The 18,529-nt window shown below is 66.7% G+C and carries 12 protein-coding genes and 1 tRNA gene; 10 read left to right on the top strand and 3 right to left on the bottom strand.

Features of this window, described 5'->3' with window-relative positions:
* Positions 1-401 precede the first annotated feature (401 nt).
* The 5 genes from gltB to pyk all read left to right on the top strand — a co-directional run bounded on the left by gltB (position 402) and on the right by pyk (position 9,504).
* Positions 402-4,991: a glutamate synthase large subunit gene (gene gltB, locus RIF23_RS03395; protein WP_310910821.1), complete on the top strand. Its 4,590-nt coding sequence runs from the start codon at positions 402-404 to the stop codon at positions 4,989-4,991.
* A gap of 30 nt (positions 4,992-5,021) precedes the next feature.
* Positions 5,022-6,482, top strand: a complete 1,461-nt coding sequence (locus RIF23_RS03390; RefSeq protein ID WP_310910820.1) for a glutamate synthase subunit beta — start codon at positions 5,022-5,024, stop codon at positions 6,480-6,482.
* Positions 6,483-6,613: 131 nt separating this feature from the next.
* Positions 6,614-7,039, top strand: coding sequence for a DUF2784 domain-containing protein (locus RIF23_RS03385; protein WP_310910819.1), 426 nt, complete (start codon positions 6,614-6,616; stop codon positions 7,037-7,039).
* Between the two features lie 64 nt (positions 7,040-7,103).
* Positions 7,104-7,979, top strand: a complete 876-nt coding sequence (locus RIF23_RS03380; protein ID WP_310910818.1) for a prenyltransferase — start codon at positions 7,104-7,106, stop codon at positions 7,977-7,979.
* A 97-nt stretch (positions 7,980-8,076) separates the two neighbouring features.
* Positions 8,077-9,504: a pyruvate kinase gene (gene pyk, locus RIF23_RS03375; protein WP_310910817.1), complete on the top strand. Its 1,428-nt coding sequence runs from the start codon at positions 8,077-8,079 to the stop codon at positions 9,502-9,504.
* Between the two features lie 100 nt (positions 9,505-9,604).
* On the opposite strand, the gene RIF23_RS03370 is transcribed toward pyk, so the two are convergent.
* Both RIF23_RS03370 and RIF23_RS03365 read right to left on the bottom strand, forming a co-directional pair.
* Positions 9,605-10,546, bottom strand: a complete 942-nt coding sequence (locus RIF23_RS03370) for a DUF1266 domain-containing protein (RefSeq protein ID WP_310910816.1) — start codon at positions 10,544-10,546, stop codon at positions 9,605-9,607.
* Between the two features lie 793 nt (positions 10,547-11,339).
* Positions 11,340-11,425: transfer RNA gene (locus RIF23_RS03365), tRNA-Leu, on the bottom strand.
* A gap of 138 nt (positions 11,426-11,563) precedes the next feature.
* Between RIF23_RS03365 and RIF23_RS03360 the strand changes: the two genes are divergently transcribed.
* The 5 genes from RIF23_RS03360 (at position 11,564) to RIF23_RS03340 (ending at position 16,860) form a co-directional block, all read left to right on the top strand.
* Positions 11,564-12,130: an ANTAR domain-containing response regulator gene (locus RIF23_RS03360; RefSeq protein WP_310911243.1), complete on the top strand. Its 567-nt coding sequence runs from the start codon at positions 11,564-11,566 to the stop codon at positions 12,128-12,130.
* A 269-nt stretch (positions 12,131-12,399) separates the two neighbouring features.
* Positions 12,400-14,133, top strand: coding sequence for a branched-chain amino acid ABC transporter permease (locus RIF23_RS03355; RefSeq protein WP_310910815.1), 1,734 nt, complete (start codon positions 12,400-12,402; stop codon positions 14,131-14,133).
* 9 nt (positions 14,134-14,142) lie between these two features.
* On the top strand, positions 14,143-15,129 hold the full coding sequence (locus RIF23_RS03350; protein WP_310910814.1) for a branched-chain amino acid ABC transporter permease: 987 nt from the start codon (positions 14,143-14,145) through the stop codon (positions 15,127-15,129).
* Positions 15,119-16,060, top strand: a complete 942-nt coding sequence (locus tag RIF23_RS03345; protein WP_310910813.1) for an ABC transporter ATP-binding protein — start codon at positions 15,119-15,121, stop codon at positions 16,058-16,060. The genes RIF23_RS03350 and RIF23_RS03345 overlap by 11 nt, the downstream gene beginning before the upstream one ends.
* On the top strand, positions 16,057-16,860 hold the full coding sequence (locus RIF23_RS03340; RefSeq protein WP_310910812.1) for an ABC transporter ATP-binding protein: 804 nt from the start codon (positions 16,057-16,059) through the stop codon (positions 16,858-16,860). Before RIF23_RS03345 ends, RIF23_RS03340 begins: the two co-directional genes overlap by 4 nt.
* Positions 16,861-17,093: 233 nt before the next feature.
* On the opposite strand, the gene RIF23_RS03335 is transcribed toward RIF23_RS03340, so the two are convergent.
* Positions 17,094-18,317: an ABC transporter substrate-binding protein gene (locus RIF23_RS03335; RefSeq protein WP_310910811.1), complete on the bottom strand. Its 1,224-nt coding sequence runs from the start codon at positions 18,315-18,317 to the stop codon at positions 17,094-17,096.
* Between the last annotated feature and the right edge of the window lie 212 nt (positions 18,318-18,529).

Here is an 18,529-nt window from a genome sequence, read left to right as displayed (position 1 = left end):
TCGGCTCGAACCGGGCGCTACACTGGGTAACCCGCAGATGCTGCTCGGGTTCACCATGCGGGCGATCCGTGCGGCAAAACGGGTTTGATCGCCGGTCATTCTGGCGACATGGAGGAAAGCACGTCGATTCTCGACGAACGGGCACGGTGCTGTCAGCCGGGGCCGCAGTGTGGCGGCCGTTGGTCTAGACCTCAGATTCGTCGCTGAGGCTGGACGCCGTGTACCGTGATTAACCGGCGAGTAGCGTCGGCAGTCTGCCCCAACCAGCCACGAGGACGTGGCCGCGCGGCATCCCAGGGAGCCGCAGCGCACCGGTGGGGCAGTGCCCACCTCGCCGTAGCAGCAGGGCCAACGTCGTCCCGAGCGCGCTCAGAATGCCGACCGAGACGACAGGAGAGTAGATGCCTGCTGGCCACGCACCGCGCGCAACGGTCAACACCGAGCACGCCGGCCCGCGCACCACCGCCCAGGGACTCTACGACCGTGCCTACGAGCACGACGCCTGTGGGGTCGGGCTCGTCGCCGACCTCTCCGGCCGCCGCGACCACGAGATCGTCCGCCAGGCACTGACCGTGCTGCGTAACCTCGACCACCGCGGCGCATCCGGCGCCGATCCTGAAGACGGCGACGGCGCTGGGATCCTCACACAGATCCCCGACGCGCTGTACCGGGACGAGTGCGATTTCGACCTGCCCGAGACAGGCCACTACGCCACCGGCATCGCCTTCCTCCCGGAGGACGAGACTGCGCGCGCCCAGGCCCGCACGACGATCGAACACATCGTGGCCGACGAGGGGCTGCGGCTGTTGGGGTGGCGGGAGCTGCCCGTGGACCCCACCTTCTGTGGACCTGCCGCCACCGCCGTCATGCCCTACTTCGGACAGCTGTTCCTCGCCGGTGCCCCCGGAACACCGACCGAGGGTCTCGGTGGAATCGAGCTGGAACGGTACGCCTACTGTGTACGTAAGCGTGCCGAGCACGAGGCAGGTGTCTACTTCGCGAGCCTGTCCCCCCGTACGATTACCTATAAGGGGATGCTCACCACCCCCCAGTTGGAGCCGTTCTTCCGGGACCTCTCCGACCGCCGATTCGCCTCCGGCCTGGCGCTGGTGCATTCGCGGTTCTCCACGAACACGTTCCCCTCCTGGCCGCTGGCCCATCCCTTCCGCTACATCGCACACAACGGCGAGATCAACACCGTCCGTGGAAACCGCAACATGCTCCGGGCCAGGGAAGCCGTCCTGGAGAGTGACGTCCTGCCAGGAGACATCTCCCGGCTGTTCCCCATCGCCGGCGATGACGACTCCGACACGGCCTCCTTCGACGCGGCGCTGGAACTCCTGCACCTGGGTGGGCGCTCGTTGCCGCACGCTGTGCTGATGATGATCCCGGAGCCCTGGGAGAACCACGCCGAGATGGATCCGAAGGTACGTGCCTTCTACGAGTTCCACTCGATGCTCATGGAGCCCTGGGACGGCCCGGCCTCGGTCACGTTCACCGACGGTTCCCTGGTCGGAGCGGTCCTGGACCGCAACGGGCTACGTCCGGGGCGCTACTGGGTCACCGACGACGGGATGGTGGTTCTGGCCAGCGAGGTCGGGGTTCTCGATGTGGAACCGGAACGCGTCGTGCGCAAGGGCCGGCTCCAACCGGGCCACATCTTCGTCGCCGACACGGCTGAGGGGCGGATTCTCACCGACGCGGAGGTGAAGGCCGAGCTTGCGGCCGAGCACCCCTACTCCGACTGGCTTGAGGAGGGAGTGCTGCGGCTGGCGGATCTCCCGGAAGCCGAGGCCACCACTCACTCCGAAAGCGAACTGCTGCACGACCAGCAGGTCTTCGGGTACACCGAGGAGGAGCTGCGCGTCATCCTCACTCCGATGGCGCGTACGGGGGCGGAACCGATCGGATCCATGGGCACGGACACGCCCGTGGCCGCGCTGTCCGAACGCCCCCGCCAGCTGTACGACTACTTCACCCAGCACTTCGCGCAGGTCACGAATCCACCGCTGGATGCGATTCGGGAGGAGCTCGTCACCTCGCTGGGGACCGTGGTCGGAGCGGAAGGTAACGTTCTGGCCGCCGAACCCGGCGACTGCCATCGGCTCAGCCTCGAGACGCCCATCCTCGACGACCGTGAACTCGCACGGGTGATCGAGGCTGGAGCGGGTGCGCATGCAGCCGCGCTGCGTACCCATGTAGTCAACGGCACCTACCCCGTGGCCGGTGGGGGGCGGGCGCTCCAGGACCGTCTCGCCGAAATCCGCGCGGAGGTTTCCACAGCCATCGCGGAGGGAGCCCGTGTCCTCGTCCTCAGTGACCGGGGCGCAACCGCCGAGCGGGCTCCGATCCCCTCCCTGCTGCTGACCGGGGCCGTCCACCACCACCTGGTCCGGGAGAAGACCCGGACCAAGGTGGGCCTGATCGTCGAGAGTGGCGACGCTCGCGAGTGCCACCACATCGCCCTGCTGCTGGGCTATGGCGCATCGGCCGTCAACCCCTACGTGACCCTGTCTACGGTGCGCGATCTGGCGAACCGGAAGAGCATCGGAGACATCACCCCCGAGACGGCCACCCGCAACACGATCAAGGCCCTCGGCAAGGGTGTCCTGAAGATCATGTCCAAGATGGGCGTCTCCACGGTCGGCTCCTACACCGGCGCCCAGATTTTCGAGGCACTGGGACTCGGCGCCGAGGTCATCGATGACTGCTTCACCGGCACCACCTCCCGGTTGGGTGGTGTGGACTTCGAGGTTCTCGCCGAGGAGGCCCGGCAGCGGCATGCCATGGCCTACACCGAGAACCCGGCTGACCACCGTCGGCTCCCGGTGGGTGGGGAGTACCAGTGGCGCCGGGAAGGTGAACCCCACCTGTTCAACCCCGAAACCGTGTTCAAGCTCCAGCACTCCACGCGGGAGCGCAGCTACGACATCTTCAAGGAGTACACCACCCGCGTCGACGACCAGTCACGGGAGCTGATGACTCTGCGTGGGCTGCTTCAGCTGCGTGAGGGCCACCGACCACCGGTCCCGATCGAGGAGGTCGAGCCGGTCAGCTCCATCGTTCGGCGTTTCTCCACCGGCGCCATGTCCTACGGTTCCATCTCGGCCGAGGCACACGAGACCCTCGCCATTGCCATGAATCGGCTCGGTGGCAAGTCCAACACCGGTGAAGGTGGGGAGGACCCGGATCGGTTCACCCCGGACTCCAACGGTGACCTGCGGCGCAGCGCCATCAAGCAGGTAGCCTCCGGCCGGTTCGGTGTGACGTCCGAGTACCTCACGAACTCTGACGACATCCAGATCAAGATGGCCCAGGGGGCCAAGCCCGGTGAAGGTGGGCAGCTCCCCGCGCACAAGGTGTATCCGTGGATTGGCCACACGCGTCACTCCACACCCGGTGTCGGGTTGATCTCTCCTCCGCCGCACCATGACATCTACTCCATCGAGGACCTGGCCCAGCTCATCCACGACCTCAAGAACGCCAACCCGGAGGCGCGGGTTCACGTCAAGCTGGTTTCGGAGGCCGGGGTCGGCACGGTCGCGGCCGGGGTCTCCAAGGCGCACGCCGACGTGGTGCTGATCTCCGGGCATGACGGAGGAACCGGGGCCTCCCCGCTGACCTCACTCAAGCACGCCGGGACCCCGTGGGAGCTCGGACTGGCCGAGACCCAGCAGACCCTACTCGCCAACGGTCTGCGGGACCGGATTGTGGTACAGACCGATGGCCAGATGAAGACGGGCCGCGATGTGGTGATCGCGGCGCTGCTCGGGGCCGAGGAGTACGGTTTCGCGACCGCACCCCTGGTGGTGTCCGGCTGTGTGATGATGCGGGTCTGCCATCTGGACACCTGCCCCGTGGGTATCGCCACACAGAACCCGGATCTGCGGAGCCGCTACGCCGGCCAGGCCGAGCACGTCGTGAACTTCTTCGAGTTCGTGGCCCAGGAGGTCCGCGAGTACCTGGCCGCTCTCGGTTTCCGCAGTCTGGACGAGGCCATCGGCGCGGTCGACGCGCTCGACACGGCCGCTGCCGTCGACCATTGGAAGGCGCACGGCCTGGATCTGGGGCCCGTTCTCCACGAGGTCCAGCCCGCTCCGGAGGATCACCCGCATCAGCGCAGAAGCCAGGACCACGGTCTGGAGAAGGCCCTCGACAACACGCTGATCCAGCTCAGCGAGGGTGCGCTCACCAGTGGCGAGCCGCTCACCCTCGAAATGCCGGTCCGCAACGTAAACCGCACCGTGGGCACCATGCTGGGGCACGAGCTCACCAAGCGGCACGGTGGCGCCGGCCTTCCCGACAACACCATCGATGTGAAACTCACCGGGTCCGCGGGCCAGTCCCTGGGGGCCTTCCTCCCACCCGGCATCACCCTGCGGCTGCACGGCGACGCCAACGACTACGTGGGCAAAGGTCTCTCCGGGGGGCGCGTCACGGTGCAGCCTCCCGTCGCGGCACCATTCGCGGCCGAAACCCAGATCATCGCCGGAAACGTGCTCGGCTACGGGGCCACCTCCGGTGAGCTCTTCGTCCGCGGCGTGGTCGGTGAGCGGTTCTGTGTCCGCAATTCCGGTGCTCTGGCGGTGGCCGAAGGTATCGGCGACCACGGCTGTGAGTACATGACCGGGGGACGTGTCGTGGTTCTCGGTGGGGTGGGACGCAACTTCGCTGCGGGAATGTCCGGCGGGATCGCCTACATCCTGGACCTCGACCCCGAACGGGTGAACCCCGAGATGGTGGAGCTCGAAGCCATCAACGCCGAGGACACCGAGTTCCTCGCCGATGTGCTGCACCGGCACCATGCCGAAACCGGTTCCACCGTCGCCCGGGGACTCCTGGACGCCGCCCCGTCCTTCGAGAAGGTCGCCGTGGCCCGATTCACCCGGGTCATGCCACTGGACTACAAGCGGGTCTTGGAAGCGCGTGCCCGTGCCCAGCGCGAGGGGACGGACGTCGACGAGGCCATCATGGCCGCCGCGCAGTCCTGAGGCCACACACAGAGAGGAGGGAGTACGAGCATGGCCGACCCCAAAGGGTTCCTGCACACCCGGGAGCGCGAGCAGCCCGCACGGCGTCCGGTGGACATCCGCATCCAGGACTGGCGTGAGGTCTACGAGGACATCGACCGCGGCACGGTCGAACGACAGGCCTCCCGCTGTATGGACTGCGGAATCCCCTTTTGCCACAACGGGTGCCCACTGGGCAATCTGATTCCCGAATGGAACGATCTGGTCTACTCGCACGACTGGCGTTCGGCTATCGAGCGTCTCCATGCCACCAACAACTTCCCGGAGTTCACCGGGAAACTCTGCCCGGCACCGTGTGAGGACGCCTGCGTGCTGGGGATCAACCAGCCCGCGGTCACGATCAAGCTCGTGGAGTCCCAGATCATCGACCGGGCGTGGGCCGAGGGATGGGTGCAGCCCCAGCCTCCGGAGGCGCGTACGGGTAAGCGCGTGGCCGTTGTCGGTTCCGGGCCTGCCGGCCTTGCCGCTGCCCAGCAGCTCACCCGTGCCGGGCACGAAGTGACCGTGTTCGAGCGCGACGACCGGATCGGCGGACTCCTGCGCTACGGGATCCCCGAGTTCAAGATGGAGAAGCGTCACCTGGACCGTAGGATCGGCCAGATGCGCGCGGAGGGGACCCAGTTCCGCACGGGTGTGTCGGTGGGCGTGGACGTTTCGGTCAGCCAGCTGCGCCAGGAGAACGACGCGCTGCTGCTCGCCGGTGGTGCCACCGCATGGCGGGAGCTGCCGATTCCAGGCCGGGAGCTCTCCGGGGTGCACCAGGCGATGGAGTACCTGCCCGAGGCCAACCGGGTAGCTGCCGGCGACATCAGCACGCCGGCCATCAGCGCCGAGGGTAAGGACGTCATCGTCATCGGGGGTGGGGACACCGGCGCGGACTGTGTGGGCACCGCGCACCGGCAGGGTGCCGCCTCCGTCACCCAGCTGGAGATCATGCCCCGGCCACCGGCGCATCGTCCCGAGTCACAACCATGGCCGACCTCGCCGATGCTGTACAAGGTCAGCACCGCTCACGAGGAGGGCGGTGAGCGGATCTACTCGGTGAGCACCGTGGAGTTCCTGGGCGACGACCAGGGCCGGGTACGGGCGCTGCGTCTGGTGGACTGCACGCGCACGGACCAGGGGTTCGAACCCGTCCCCGGGACCGAGCGCGAGATTCCCGCCCAGCTGGTCACGCTCGCGATGGGCTTCGTCGGGCCGCAGCAGGAGGGCATGCTCAACGAGCTGGGCGTTGAGTACGACGGGCGAGGCAACGTCGCCCGGTCGAGTGAGTACGCCACCAGCGTCGAGGGCGTGTATTGCGCAGGCGACATGGGGCGCGGTCAGTCGCTGATCGTTTGGGCCATCGCCGAGGGGCGCGCAGCTGCGGCAGCGGTCGACCGGGACCTCAGCGACATCGGGGAGAGCGCATTGCCCGCTCCGGTGACGCCGAACACCCGCGCCCTGGCCTGAGCGCCGAGCGCAGGTGCCGGGGGTGGGGACTCGCCACTCCCACGCCCGGCACCATCACAGCTCGATACCGGATCCCCGAACCCGGATAATCACCGATAGCGCGACACGGTCACTCCCAGTAGCGTGGAACCATGATCTACCGCGTACTCGGCGAAGCGGCGATGCTGGTCCACTTCGCCTTCCTCCTGTACGTGGTCTTTGGTGGGTTCCTGACCTGGAAATGGCCGCGTATGGTACTGGTGCACGTTCCCATCGCACTGTACGGCCTGGCGATCGCGATCGTCGGTTGGACCTGTCCGCTGACCTACGTCGAGAACTGGGGACGGGAACAGGCCGGCCAGTCCGGGATGGAGGGCACAGGATTCATCGAGCACTATCTGGCCGGCATCATTTATCCGGAGGGCCATCTCCGCACCCTCCAAGCCGTTGCAGGGGTGGTCGTTCTCCTGTCCTACCTGGGAGCCGCCGTGGTGTGGCGCAGGTCTGCCCGTCGACGTAGAGACCACGGGACCGGAGCCGCAGATCCCATGACCGCCACGGGGCAGAGCCGCACGTAAACACTTGACCGGCCGACGCGCGTCGAGGTGTGTCGCAAGCAGCGGTACTCCTATCTTGTGCCTCATGACCATGGCGAGCTCGGAAACGCTGTACGGCGCGCACCACTTCATGCAGCGCGAGGCCCGACTCCTGGATCGGCATCGCTTCGCCTACCACCTGGAGAGTGGTCCCGTCGCCCCCGTGCGCGCGGCACTGGAGCCGTACCGCAACGTGGACGGGGGATACGGTAACGCCCTCGATCCCGACCTGCGGGGGCATGGCAGCCAACCGAAGTGCACCGAGCTGGCGTTGCGCATCCAGGACGAGCTGGGGGAGATCCCGCGAGACTCCGCCTCCCACATCGCCACCTACCTGGTCAGCATCTCCAGGCCCGACGGGGGCGTGCCGTGGGTCCTACCCACAGTGCGGCACACCGAGTCCGCGCCCCACTGGCGGAACGCAGAGAACTTCGGGGGAAGTCTCAATCCGACCGCGGCCCTGGCCGGAATCCTCCATAAGCACCATGTCACGCATCCCTGGCGTGACCATGCGACCGCGTTCTGCTGGGAACGAATTGCTCGAATGGAGTGGACCACACCCGATGAGGCCCAGTCGGTGTGCACCTTCCTCCAGTACGTTCCCGACCAGACACGCGCCCACCGGGAGTTCGACCGGATCGGTGTGATGATCCGCGCCGTTTTCGAACTGGACCCGAGTGCTGTCGGGCACGTGCGCACCCCGCTCGACCTGGCCACACACCCCGGCCATGTCGCACGTCGCCTCTTCAGCGACGAGGAGATCCACACCCATCTGGACGCTCTGGTCTCGGCCCAACAGTCCGATGGCGGCTGGCCAGCACACCGGGACAGTTGGTCCCACGTCGCCCAGGCGGAGTGGCGGGGGATCCGCACACTCGATTACCTGCTCACTCTGCGGAACTATGGTCGGCTCGATGGGTGACGAAGCTGTCGCTGTTCGCGGCGTGTCCGACACACTGACACCTCTCCGCAACATGGACTAGACCAATTCCGTCGCCGAAGGCCATAGAGTATGTGGTGTGACACGTCGAGCAAAGATCGTCGCGACATTGGGCCCAGCCACAGCGAGCCCGGAGGCAATCCGGGACCTCGTCGAGGCAGGCCTCGACGTAGCGCGACTCAACCTCAGCCACGGAACCCACGACGACCACAGCGCCAGCTACGCCAATGTGCGAGCCGCGTCCCGGGACACGGGGCGCGCCGTCGGCATTCTCGCTGATCTCCAGGGGCCCAAGATCCGCTTGGGTACCTTCGCCGAGGGCGAGGTGGAACTGGATGTCGGCGCCGAGTTCACAATCACCACGGAGGACATATCCGGCGATACGCACCGAGCTTCGACCACCTATCCGGGACTCCCGGGTGACGTACGACCGGGGGACCGCGTCCTGATCGACGACGGTCGGGTGGCACTGGAATGTGTCAAGACCACCAATACCGAGGTGCACACCCGGGTCGTGGTGGGCGGACCGGTGTCCAATCACAAGGGGATCAACCTTCCCGGGGTCGCGGTCAGCGTGCCAGCGCTCACGGAGAAGGACGAGGCCGACGTGCGGTGGGCACTCGCCCAGGGAGTGGACATCATTGCGCTGTCCTTCGTGCGTAGCCCCGCCGATGCTGACGCCGTACGCGCGATCATGGACGAGGTCGGACGCAGGGTTCCCTTGATTGCCAAGATCGAGAAACCGCAGGCCGTGGAGCGCCTCTACGACATCATCGAGGCCTTCGACGGCATCATGGTGGCTCGCGGTGACCTCGGGGTTGAACTGCCCCTGGAACGCGTGCCCATGGTGCAGAAGCGGGCCATCCAGCGGTGTCAGTACAAGGCGAAACCGGTCATCGTCGCTACCCAGATGCTGGAGTCGATGATCCACGCACCTCGGCCAACCCGGGCCGAGGCCTCCGACGTCGCCAACGCGGTGTTGGACGGGACCGATGCGGTCATGCTCTCCGGAGAGACCAGTGTGGGTGACTATCCCATCGAGACCGTCCAGACCATGGACCGCATCGTGGCCGCGGCGGAGGAGGACACGCTCCACGCCTCGCACGTCCTGGAGCGCAAGCCGGAGACCACGGGTGGTGCCATCGCCCGTGCCGCGGCCGAGGTGGGTGCGACCGTGGGAGCTCGCGCCCTCGTTGCCTTCACCATGACCGGTGAGACCACCCGACGCCTGGCCCGGTACCGTTCACCCATCCCACTCCTGGCGTTCACCAGCTCTGAGGAGACCCGGGCACAGCTGGCCCTCACCTGGGGTGTGGAGACCCACTGCGTGCCCTTCGTCCGCCACACCGACGAGATGGTGCGCCAGGTGGAACAGGGGCTGGTGGCCCAGGGGCGATGCCGGGAGGGCGAACGGGTGGTCATCGTTGCGGGTAGTCCGCCGGGCACTCCGGGGTCCACGAACGCACTGCGGGTGCACACCATCGGCGAGGCCATCAGCAACGACTAGCACCACGAGCACAGACGAGCACGGGGAGGCGTGCCCGGTACCGGCGTCGGATGCGCATGACGCGGTACCCGGACCAGGGGTCTTCCCACGGGCCATCCGGCTAGAGCCGGGCACTGTCGGCGGCTCCCGGTTCGCCCGGAACACGCTCCAGGGGCATGTCCCACGGCAACTGGTTCCATGGGCTGTCCGGGTCGCGGGTCAGGATGCCGAGCGCTGTCCAGACCCGACGTGACTCGGCGTCCGTGGAACCAGCGCCGTCCCACAGCAGGTGGCCGGCGTGGAAGGCCTGCGCGAGCTCGTACCATCCGCCGTACCGTCGCTGGAGGTCCGAGGCGACCTGACGTAGCAGCCGGTTCGTCTCACGCGGAGTCAGCCAGTCCAGCGCCGCCCCACCGCAGGCCAACCGAATGAGGTGTGCCGAGGTCCACCACTGGAAGGCGCCGATCACCACGGTTTCCGTGTCGTGTGCGCCGGAGATCTCGCGGAGGCGGGCGACCTGGTCCGCAGTGAGCACGATCGTGCGTCCCGGGGGATCGTCGGGGTGACGGCGGGTGGAGGCGACACCGTTGCTCAGATCCACGATGAGGTCCGCACGTGGCCCACTGCGCAGTTCGGACCACAGGTGATCCACCGCGGTCAGCAGGGAGTCCCGGTCCACGGCTCCCCACTGTTCGGTCAGGACCCGGCGGTAGCGGCGTCGGAGCGAGGGACGGACCACCACGTCCCATGGCTCGGCCAGGGCGACCCGGAACGGTGCCGCGACCGCGGCCGCCCACCGTTCGGTACTCAGCGGCGCCTCCGGGTGCCTGGTCCGTAGGGCCGGGGGTTCCCGGACCCCGATGACCAGTTCGGTGAAGGAGCCCACGACCAGTGCGGCCAGGGGGAGCAGGGCCCAACCGGGATGGCCGAGGGCGAGGAGCCCCAGCACCAGGAGGGCGAGGGGGGCCAGTGCCCAGGGTTGGCGCCGGTTCGAGGCCCACGCGATAACCAGCCACGCCAGGATGGTGAGTGCGCCGAGAATCGACACCGTCGTGCTGAGCACTCCGCGCCCCTCCTTCCTACGGCGTGCGGGGTGCAGTAGACCGCACCGGGTGTGCGTCGTTGCTTCGCTCTGTCTCCAGAATCGGGGACTGTACGGGTGTGTGGCCACCAAACCTGCGGGTTGTGCTCAGGTTGTAGCTGGGATGTGATCCTTGGGCGGGTCGCCGGCCAGTGCACACTCGAACCGTTCGGCGAGGTCCGGGCCGAGATTCGGCACCGGATCTGGGCGGGGGCTGGATGCAGGGTCCGCGATGACCGGAACGTCAACGTCGCAACGAACATTGGGACGACACGTTCTGCCGCTACGGCCGGTGGAGGTGACCTCGGATATGGCGGATATTCCGAGTCCGGTCTGGGGTGGCGCCGACGAAGAGGTGGGTTTCCTGCCCCCCCGGGGGTGGCGCGTCTCGCCGGTAGGCGCGGGAGGAAGCCAAAATCCGGGGTCCGGAGCTGATGGTCGGTCGGATCCCCGTCGTTGCTGGGAAGAGGCGGTTCGGCACGGCTAGGCAACACAGCGAAGTTCGCCAGCGGTGTCACTCCCGGTTATGGGATTCCGTGCGCGGAGGCTGGCCCCGGGCGGTCCACAGCCCGGACTCGACAGCGGGTCTTTCCGGGCACCGGGAATTTCGAGTTCCGTTCCCAGATCGAGGGTCGGGCGAGATCCGGGTGCGTGTCAATGCTGTGGTTGCGGGGCTCCGTAGAACGTGGTCAGGACCCCAAAACACCAGTGGGAACCTGGGGGTGGGCTCCGCGCGGATCCGTTGATGGATCCACGTCGGGCCCGGTTACTCGGATGGTGCCGGAAGTGGGATTCGAACCCACACGCCCACAGGGGCAAACGATTTTGAGTCGTTCATGTCTACCATTCCATCATTCCGGCATGGATCATTGGTAATTGTATCCGATATGGATGCCGAATTGGGGCTCTGGGGTGCCTGGAAGGTATTGGGGTGAGCCTCCGTCCCAGAGTGTACATGCTCCCGATACCCTCGTGTGCGTGACCCAGACGCAGAGCCGCGTGGTGATCGCGGAAGACGAGGCCCTGATCCGTCTCGACCTCCGGGAGATGCTGGAGGAGGACGGCTACACCGTGGTGGGGGAGGCAGGTGACGGCGAAACGGCGGTATCTCTGGCGACCGAGCACCGGCCGGACCTGGTGATCCTGGACATCAAGATGCCGGTGCTCGACGGGCTGTCCGCGGCGGAGCGGATCGCTGCCGAGCGCATCGCACCCGTGGTCATCCTGACCGCGTTCTCCCAGCGGGAGCTGGTGGAACGCGCGCGGGAGGCCGGGGCGATGGCCTATCTCGTCAAGCCGTTCAGCAAGGCCGAACTCGTGCCGGCGGTGGAGATGGCGACGAGTCGGTACGCCGAGCTGACCACGCTGGAGGCGGAGGTCAGTGATCTACAGGAGCGCCTGGAGACCCGCAAGCTCGTGGACCGGGCGAAGGGGCTGTTGCAGTCTCAGCACGGTCTCAGTGAACCGGAGGCTTTCCGGTGGATCCAGAAGAACTCCATGGATCGCCGGTTGACGATGCGCAAGGTTGCCGAAACCGTCATCGACACCCTGGGGGGCGACGGGTAGGCAGCGCCAGGCCGTGGGCATGTCCGGCGCGCCGGGGCAGCAGTGCAGCCCCGGCGCGCCCGTTTTGTGTGGAATGTGGGGGTTGGCGTCAAGTGGTGCCCTGGTTCCACTTTGATCACGAACCCGTACAAAGGGATGACGTTTGGGTCACGTAGCCACAGGAGTGCTGAACCCTTCCACGAAGTGCGACTAAACTCACCGCCACCCAGGATTCGAGTCTCTCGGTAACCCTCCGGGAGGCCACCAGAATGATGTGCGAGGGAGCGCGCGTGCACAGACGCATCGTCACCCTGCTCATCGCCGTGCTCGCGATGATGCTCCTGGCCCCTGGTGGGGCGGTGGCTGACGAACAGGGCGAAGAGACGCTCCACGGTGAGATCGACGATCCCGAACCCATTGCGGGAGTCGAGATCACCGTGTTCGAGGACGAAACCGAGCTCGGGACAGCGACAACCGACGACGACGGGCAGTGGGAGTTCGTTCTTCCCGGGCCCGGGACCTACCGGGCGGTCCTCGACGAGGACAGTGTGCCCGAGGACGTCGCCGAACTGGACCTGATTCCCGGTGCCGAACACGATGACCTTGAGATTGGCTCCGGCGATGAACGACGCCTGATCTACCGCTTCGACGAACCCGAGGACGGGGACGAACCCGCGGCCAGCCCGGACGACACCGAGGAAGAACTCGCCGAGGAAGAGGCCGAGGCCGAGGAGGGCGCCGAGCCCCCGGACGTGGACGAAGGGGCGCCCTTCTCCCACAAGTTCGCCCAGGTCGCAACGAATGGCCTGGTGTTCGGGCTGGTCATCGCGATCGCCTCGGTGGGGCTGTCCCTGATCTTCGGGACCACGCGCATGATCAACTTTGCGCACGGAGACATGGTCACGTTCGGTGCCCTCATGGCCCTGCTGTTCAGCACGGGGGCCGGGGGGCTCGGCAACTCGATCCTGGGGCTGTTCGTGGCGGCGGCACTGGCCATCGGGGTGGGGTTGCTGTTGCGAGACCAGCTGCGCCCCACAATCCGGTTACCCCTCCAGGGAGCAATCCTGGTACTGGGGATCGTCGGAGCCACCCTGGTGGGGATCTTCGGTGGCGAGGCCGCACAGTGGCATATCTCCCTAGCCGGTGATCCCGGGCTCGGCTCGACCCCGGCCAACCTCGCGGCGATCGTTCTGGTTCCCGTCGCGATCGCAGCGCTGGTCATCACCACCGGGCGCCTACTCCGGGGGCGGATGCCCGCCTCGACGATCCTGTCCGTGCAGGGCGCGCTCGCGCTTCTCGGGCTCGCCGCCGGGATCTGGTGGGGTGCGATCGGTGCTGTTCTGATCGCCGTGGTGTTGGGTGCCGCGCTCGGCGCCGGTATGGAACGCTACATATGGCAACCGTTGCGCCTGCGCAACGTCGCGCTCATCCAGCTGTTCATCGTCTCCATCGGGGTCGCGCTTCTCCTTCGCCACGTGCTGCTGGTGATGTTCGGGGGCAGTAGGTCCAGTTACCCCGAGTACCAGGTCCAGGAGCTGGTAAGTCTCGGGCCCATAACCATCGCCCCCCGCTCCCTGGCGATCATGGGAATCGCGGTACTGGTCCTTGTCGCCGTGGCCTGCATGCTCCAGTTCACCCGCGTTGGCAAGGCCATGCGCGCCGTGTCCGACAATCGCGATCTGGCCGAGTCCTCCGGGATCGACGTCGCCCGGATCACGTTGTACGTCTGGACACTCGGCGGTGGACTCGCGGCCCTGGGTGGGGTTCTCGCGGGGATCCACCAGATCGTGCATTGGCAGATGGGTTTTCACCTCCTGCTGTTGATGTTCGCCGCAGTCATTCTGGGGGGGCTCGGAACCGCCTACGGGGCCATGCTCGGCGGGATCGCGATCGGGTTGGTCGCGATGCTGTCCACGCTGTGGTTCCCACACCAGCTGATGGAGGCGTGGGCATTGGCCATCATGATCGTCATGTTGCTGGTTCGGCCGCAGGGGCTGCTGGGCCGACGCGAGCGGATCGGTTAGGGGCGGACCATGGACTTTCTCGGCATCCTGACCACATCCATCACCTCGGCGATCGGCCCGGTCGCGGCCATCTACGCGCTGGCCATCATCGGCCTGAACATGCACTTCGGCTACACCGGCCTGTTGAACTTCGGGCAGGTCGGCTTCATGCTGGTCGGCGCCTACGGCGTCGCGGTCTGCGTTGGCACCTTCGGGCTGCCGCTGAGCGTGGGCGTCGCAGCCTCGATCCTGTGTGCGGTCGTACTGGCGTTGTTGATGGGGATCCCCACACTGCGCCTCCGTGCGGACTACCTGGCGATCTGTACGATCGCGGTGGCCGAAGGGCTGCGGTTCGTCTACCGGGCCCCGTTCGCCCGTGATCTCACCGGCGGCGTCTTCGGGAGGCAGAATCTCAGTGACGGCTTCCGGGAACTGAACCCGTTCCCGCCCGGGCGCTACGGCGTCGGGGACATCACCTTTTCCAGCCCACACCTGTGGACGATGGTGGTGACCTGGTCACTGGTCCTGGTGTCCTGTCTGATCATGTGGTCGCTCATGCACAGCCCGTGGGGCCGGGTGATCAAGGGGATCCGTGAGGACGAGGACGCCGTGCGCAGCCTCGGTAAGAACGTGTTCGTCTACAAACTCCAGAGCCTGGTCATCGGCGGTGTCTTTGGTGCGCTGGCCGGTGTCATGATCGCTCTCCACCAGGCATCGGTGACTCCGGACCAGTTCCGGCCCCAGGTCACCTTCTACCTCTGGGCGATGCTGCTGCTGGGTGGGGCGGGCCGCACGTGGGGGCCAGTCATCGGTTCCGTTGTGATGTGGTTCCTGCTCACCTTCACCGACGAGACGATGCGTGCCCTGGACCAGATGGGCTGGCTCCCCTTCGTCACCGGTGGCGAGCTGGGTGCGGTACGCCATGCCCTGGTCGGGCTCATTCTGGTACTGCTCATCATCTACCGACCGCAAGGACTCATCGGCAACCGCAGGGAGATGCTGGTCAATGTCAAATAACGGGGTTGGGCTCGACGAGGTCTCCGCGGACGCTGACGGCACTGGGCGGGCCCGGGCAGACCTGACCGGGGTCGCCGCAGAGCCCGGGAGCGCCAAACCGGATCCGATCCTGGTGGCCGATCGGGTGCGGCGCTCGTTCGGCGGGCTGACGGCGGTGGACGTGGAACACCTCGAGGTGCAGCGTGGAACGGTCACCGCGTTGATCGGTCCCAACGGGGCGGGAAAGTCTACCCTGTTCAACGTTCTGACCGGGTTCGACGGATCGGACAGCGGCTCGTGGACGTTCCAGGGGGGTCGGATCAATGGCCTTCCGGGACACCAGGTGGCCCGTCGGGGCATGGTGCGCACCTTCCAGCTCACCAAGGCGCTGACCCGCTTGAGTGTCCTGGAGAACATGTTGTTGGCCGCTCCCGGCCAGACTGGTGAGCGATTGTTGGGCTCCTTCCTGCGGTGGTACTGGTCCCGGCAGGAGCAGCGGAATCAGCGGCAGGCCGAGGAACTGTTGGAGCGGTTCCGGCTGACACACATGCGCGACGAGATCGCCGGAAGTCTGTCCGGCGGTCAGCGCAAGCTCCTGGAGATGGCCCGGGCCCTGATGGTGCAACCGTCCATGGTGATGCTCGACGAGCCCATGGCGGGGGTGAATCCCGTGCTCGTGGAGTCGCTGCTGGAACACATATCCGCGCTGCGAGACGAGGGAACCACGATTCTTTTCGTCGAGCACGATATGGACGTCATCATGGGGATCAGCGACTGGATCATCGTGCTGGCCGAGGGCAGGGTGATCGCCGAGGGACGTCCCGACGACATTCGATCCAACCAGACCGTCATCGACGCGTATCTGGGGACACAGCACGATGAGACCACCCGCTCCAACGGTGGAGCGACCGGCAACGACGGCGCTGCCCAGGGCACGGAGGAAACACGATGAGTGAACACCCCAGTACCAGTGCGGGGGAGGTGTCCACCGGCGCACAGGAGGGCGCATCCGCGGTGGAGCGTCGCTACGACGAATATCTGCTGGTTGCGGACGAGGTGGTCGCAGGGTACGTCCCCGAGGTCAATATTCTTACCGGCTGCACTCTTACCCTGGCCGAGGGGGAGGTGGTCGCGATCATCGGCCCCAACGGAGCGGGGAAGTCGACCCTCGTCAAGACGATCTTCGGTCTGATTCCCGTGCGTTCGGGTGCGTTGACACTGCGGGGGGAGAATATCGCCGGCCTGGCCGCCCACGAGCTGGTGGAGCACGGGGTGGGCTACGTCCCGCAGACGCAGAACGTGTTCCCGTCGCTGACCATCGAAGAGAACCTGGAGATGGGAGCGTTTCTCCGGCCCGAGATTGTCAGCAGCCGCTTCGAGACGGTTGCGGGTCTGTTTCCCCTGTTGGCCAAGCGGCGCAAGGCCAAGGCCGGTTCCCTGTCCGGTGGAGAACGTCAGATGGTGGCCATGGGGCGGGCACTGATGATGAACCCGCATGTGCTGCTCCTGGACGAGCCAACGGCCGGGCTCTCCCCGCTCTACCAGGACGAGGTCTTCCAGCGGGTGCAGGAGATCAACTCGATCGGGGTGTCCATCATCATGGTGGAACAGAACGCTCGCCGGTGTCTCCAGATCGCCGACCGCGGCTATGTGCTGGACCAGGGGCGCAACGCCTACACCGGAACCGGGCGGGAGCTCTTGCAGGATCCAAACGTGGTCGAGCTCTACTTGGGGACGCTCGCCAAGGCCTGAGCGTGCTGGCCGGTGCGGCTGTGGCCGGGCCCGCTTCGAGCGGTCGCCACAGCCGCACCGGTTTTTCGTGCCCGGTGCACCCGCACCGAAGCGCCGGGACAGCCGCAGAGACCCGCAGAGGTCCGCAGAGACAGGCCATACGACATACGTGTGGGGTGGCGCGGCAGGCGAACCTGCGCACCACCCCGAGTCCGCGTGCTCCGGTTGAAACCGGCCCGGCGCGTGGATCCGCGTCAGTCGGTCGAGGACTCCACGTACTCCTCGATTCCGTGCTCGGCAGTGTCCTCGTCGAACTTGAACACCGCGATGGAGGCGACGGTCGGGTCGCCGTTGTCGTCCCAGGCGATCGGGCCGCTGGCCCCCTGGTAGTCGATCTCCTCACCGTCGGCGAGCAGATCCCGGCACTCGCTGAAGCCGGTGCACTCGGTTCCGTCCTGGGTAACCGCGGTCATCGAGTCCACGTACTCGCCCGGGTCCGTGCTCTCGGCGTGCTCGGCGGCCAGCGCCGTGGCGATCACGCAGTCGTAGACCTGCGGGGCAAACTGGAACACTTCCAGGTCGGGATCGTGCTCCTCCAGCTGGGTGTCGAAGTCGGGATTGTCGGCGCCGGGCGCGGCACCGGTGATCCCGGCAACGATCTCCGGGTTGTCCTCGTCGATGCTGGAGCCCAGGTCGGGATCGTTCATCCCGTCGGTGACGTAGATCTGCTCGGGATCCACCCCGGCCTCCAGGAGGTCGCCCAGCAGTTGCACGCCCTCTTCGAAGGCGATAACGACGTAGGCGTCGGCGCCGGAGCCTTCCATATCTCCGGCAATCGAGCTGAAGTCGGTGGTCTCGGGGTCGTACCCCTCACTGAACTCCACCTCGGCGCCTTCGGCCTCGGCGGTGTCCACCAGAACCTCGGCGTAGCCGTCACCGTAGCCGTCGGCCCGGTTGGCTACCGCCACGCTGGTGTGTCCGTCGTTGATGATCTGCTCGCCGAGCACCGGGGCGGACAGGAGGTCGCTGGGCGCGGTGCGGAAGTAGAATCCACCGTCGTCGATGGTGCTCAGGTCCGGGTCGGTGTTGGATCCGGAACACTGCACGATTCCGGCACCGGTAACGGTGTCGTAGATAGCGTGGGTCATTCCGGAGGCTGCGGCCCCGAGCACCATGTTTACGTCCTGGTCAACCAGGCGGTTGGCGGCCTCGTTGGCCTGACCGGCGTCGTTGGCCTCGTCACCCGGTTCGATATCGGGAACCTCGGTGTCGAGGATGCCGCCGGCATCGTTGATCTCCGCCAGGGCCATCTCTGCGGCGCTGATCTGTGGCGGGCCCAGGAACGCCAGGTCACCCGTCTCCGGGAGCACGTAGCCGTACTGGAACTCTTCGCCCTCGTCTGCCCCGTTACAGGCGGTCAACCCGAGAGATAGGGCGGAGGCTGCGGCGAGGAGGCTGAGCGCCTTCTTGCGTGCCATCGCGGTGTCTCCATTCCACTTGGCGTCGGATGCGTGGGTGCACCGTGGACGCCGCGACCCCGGCTTGTGTCGCGGATGACAAAAAGGTGCGGCGTAAGCGGAACTTAAGCAGAGGTGAGGCGGTGCACGGAAGGCAGTGACCAATCTCGCCGCCGAGTCGGGTTCATGCTGTTATCAGGTCGTAGTCAATGCCGGTCCGCGTGCTCCTCGAG

The organism is Lipingzhangella rawalii, from assembly GCF_031628175.1.
Taxonomy (GTDB): domain Bacteria; phylum Actinomycetota; class Actinomycetes; order Streptosporangiales; family Streptosporangiaceae; genus Lipingzhangella_A; species Lipingzhangella_A rawalii.
The sequence above is the reverse complement of the archived record's forward strand: the minus strand, read 5'-3'. Positions and strand labels throughout refer to the sequence as shown.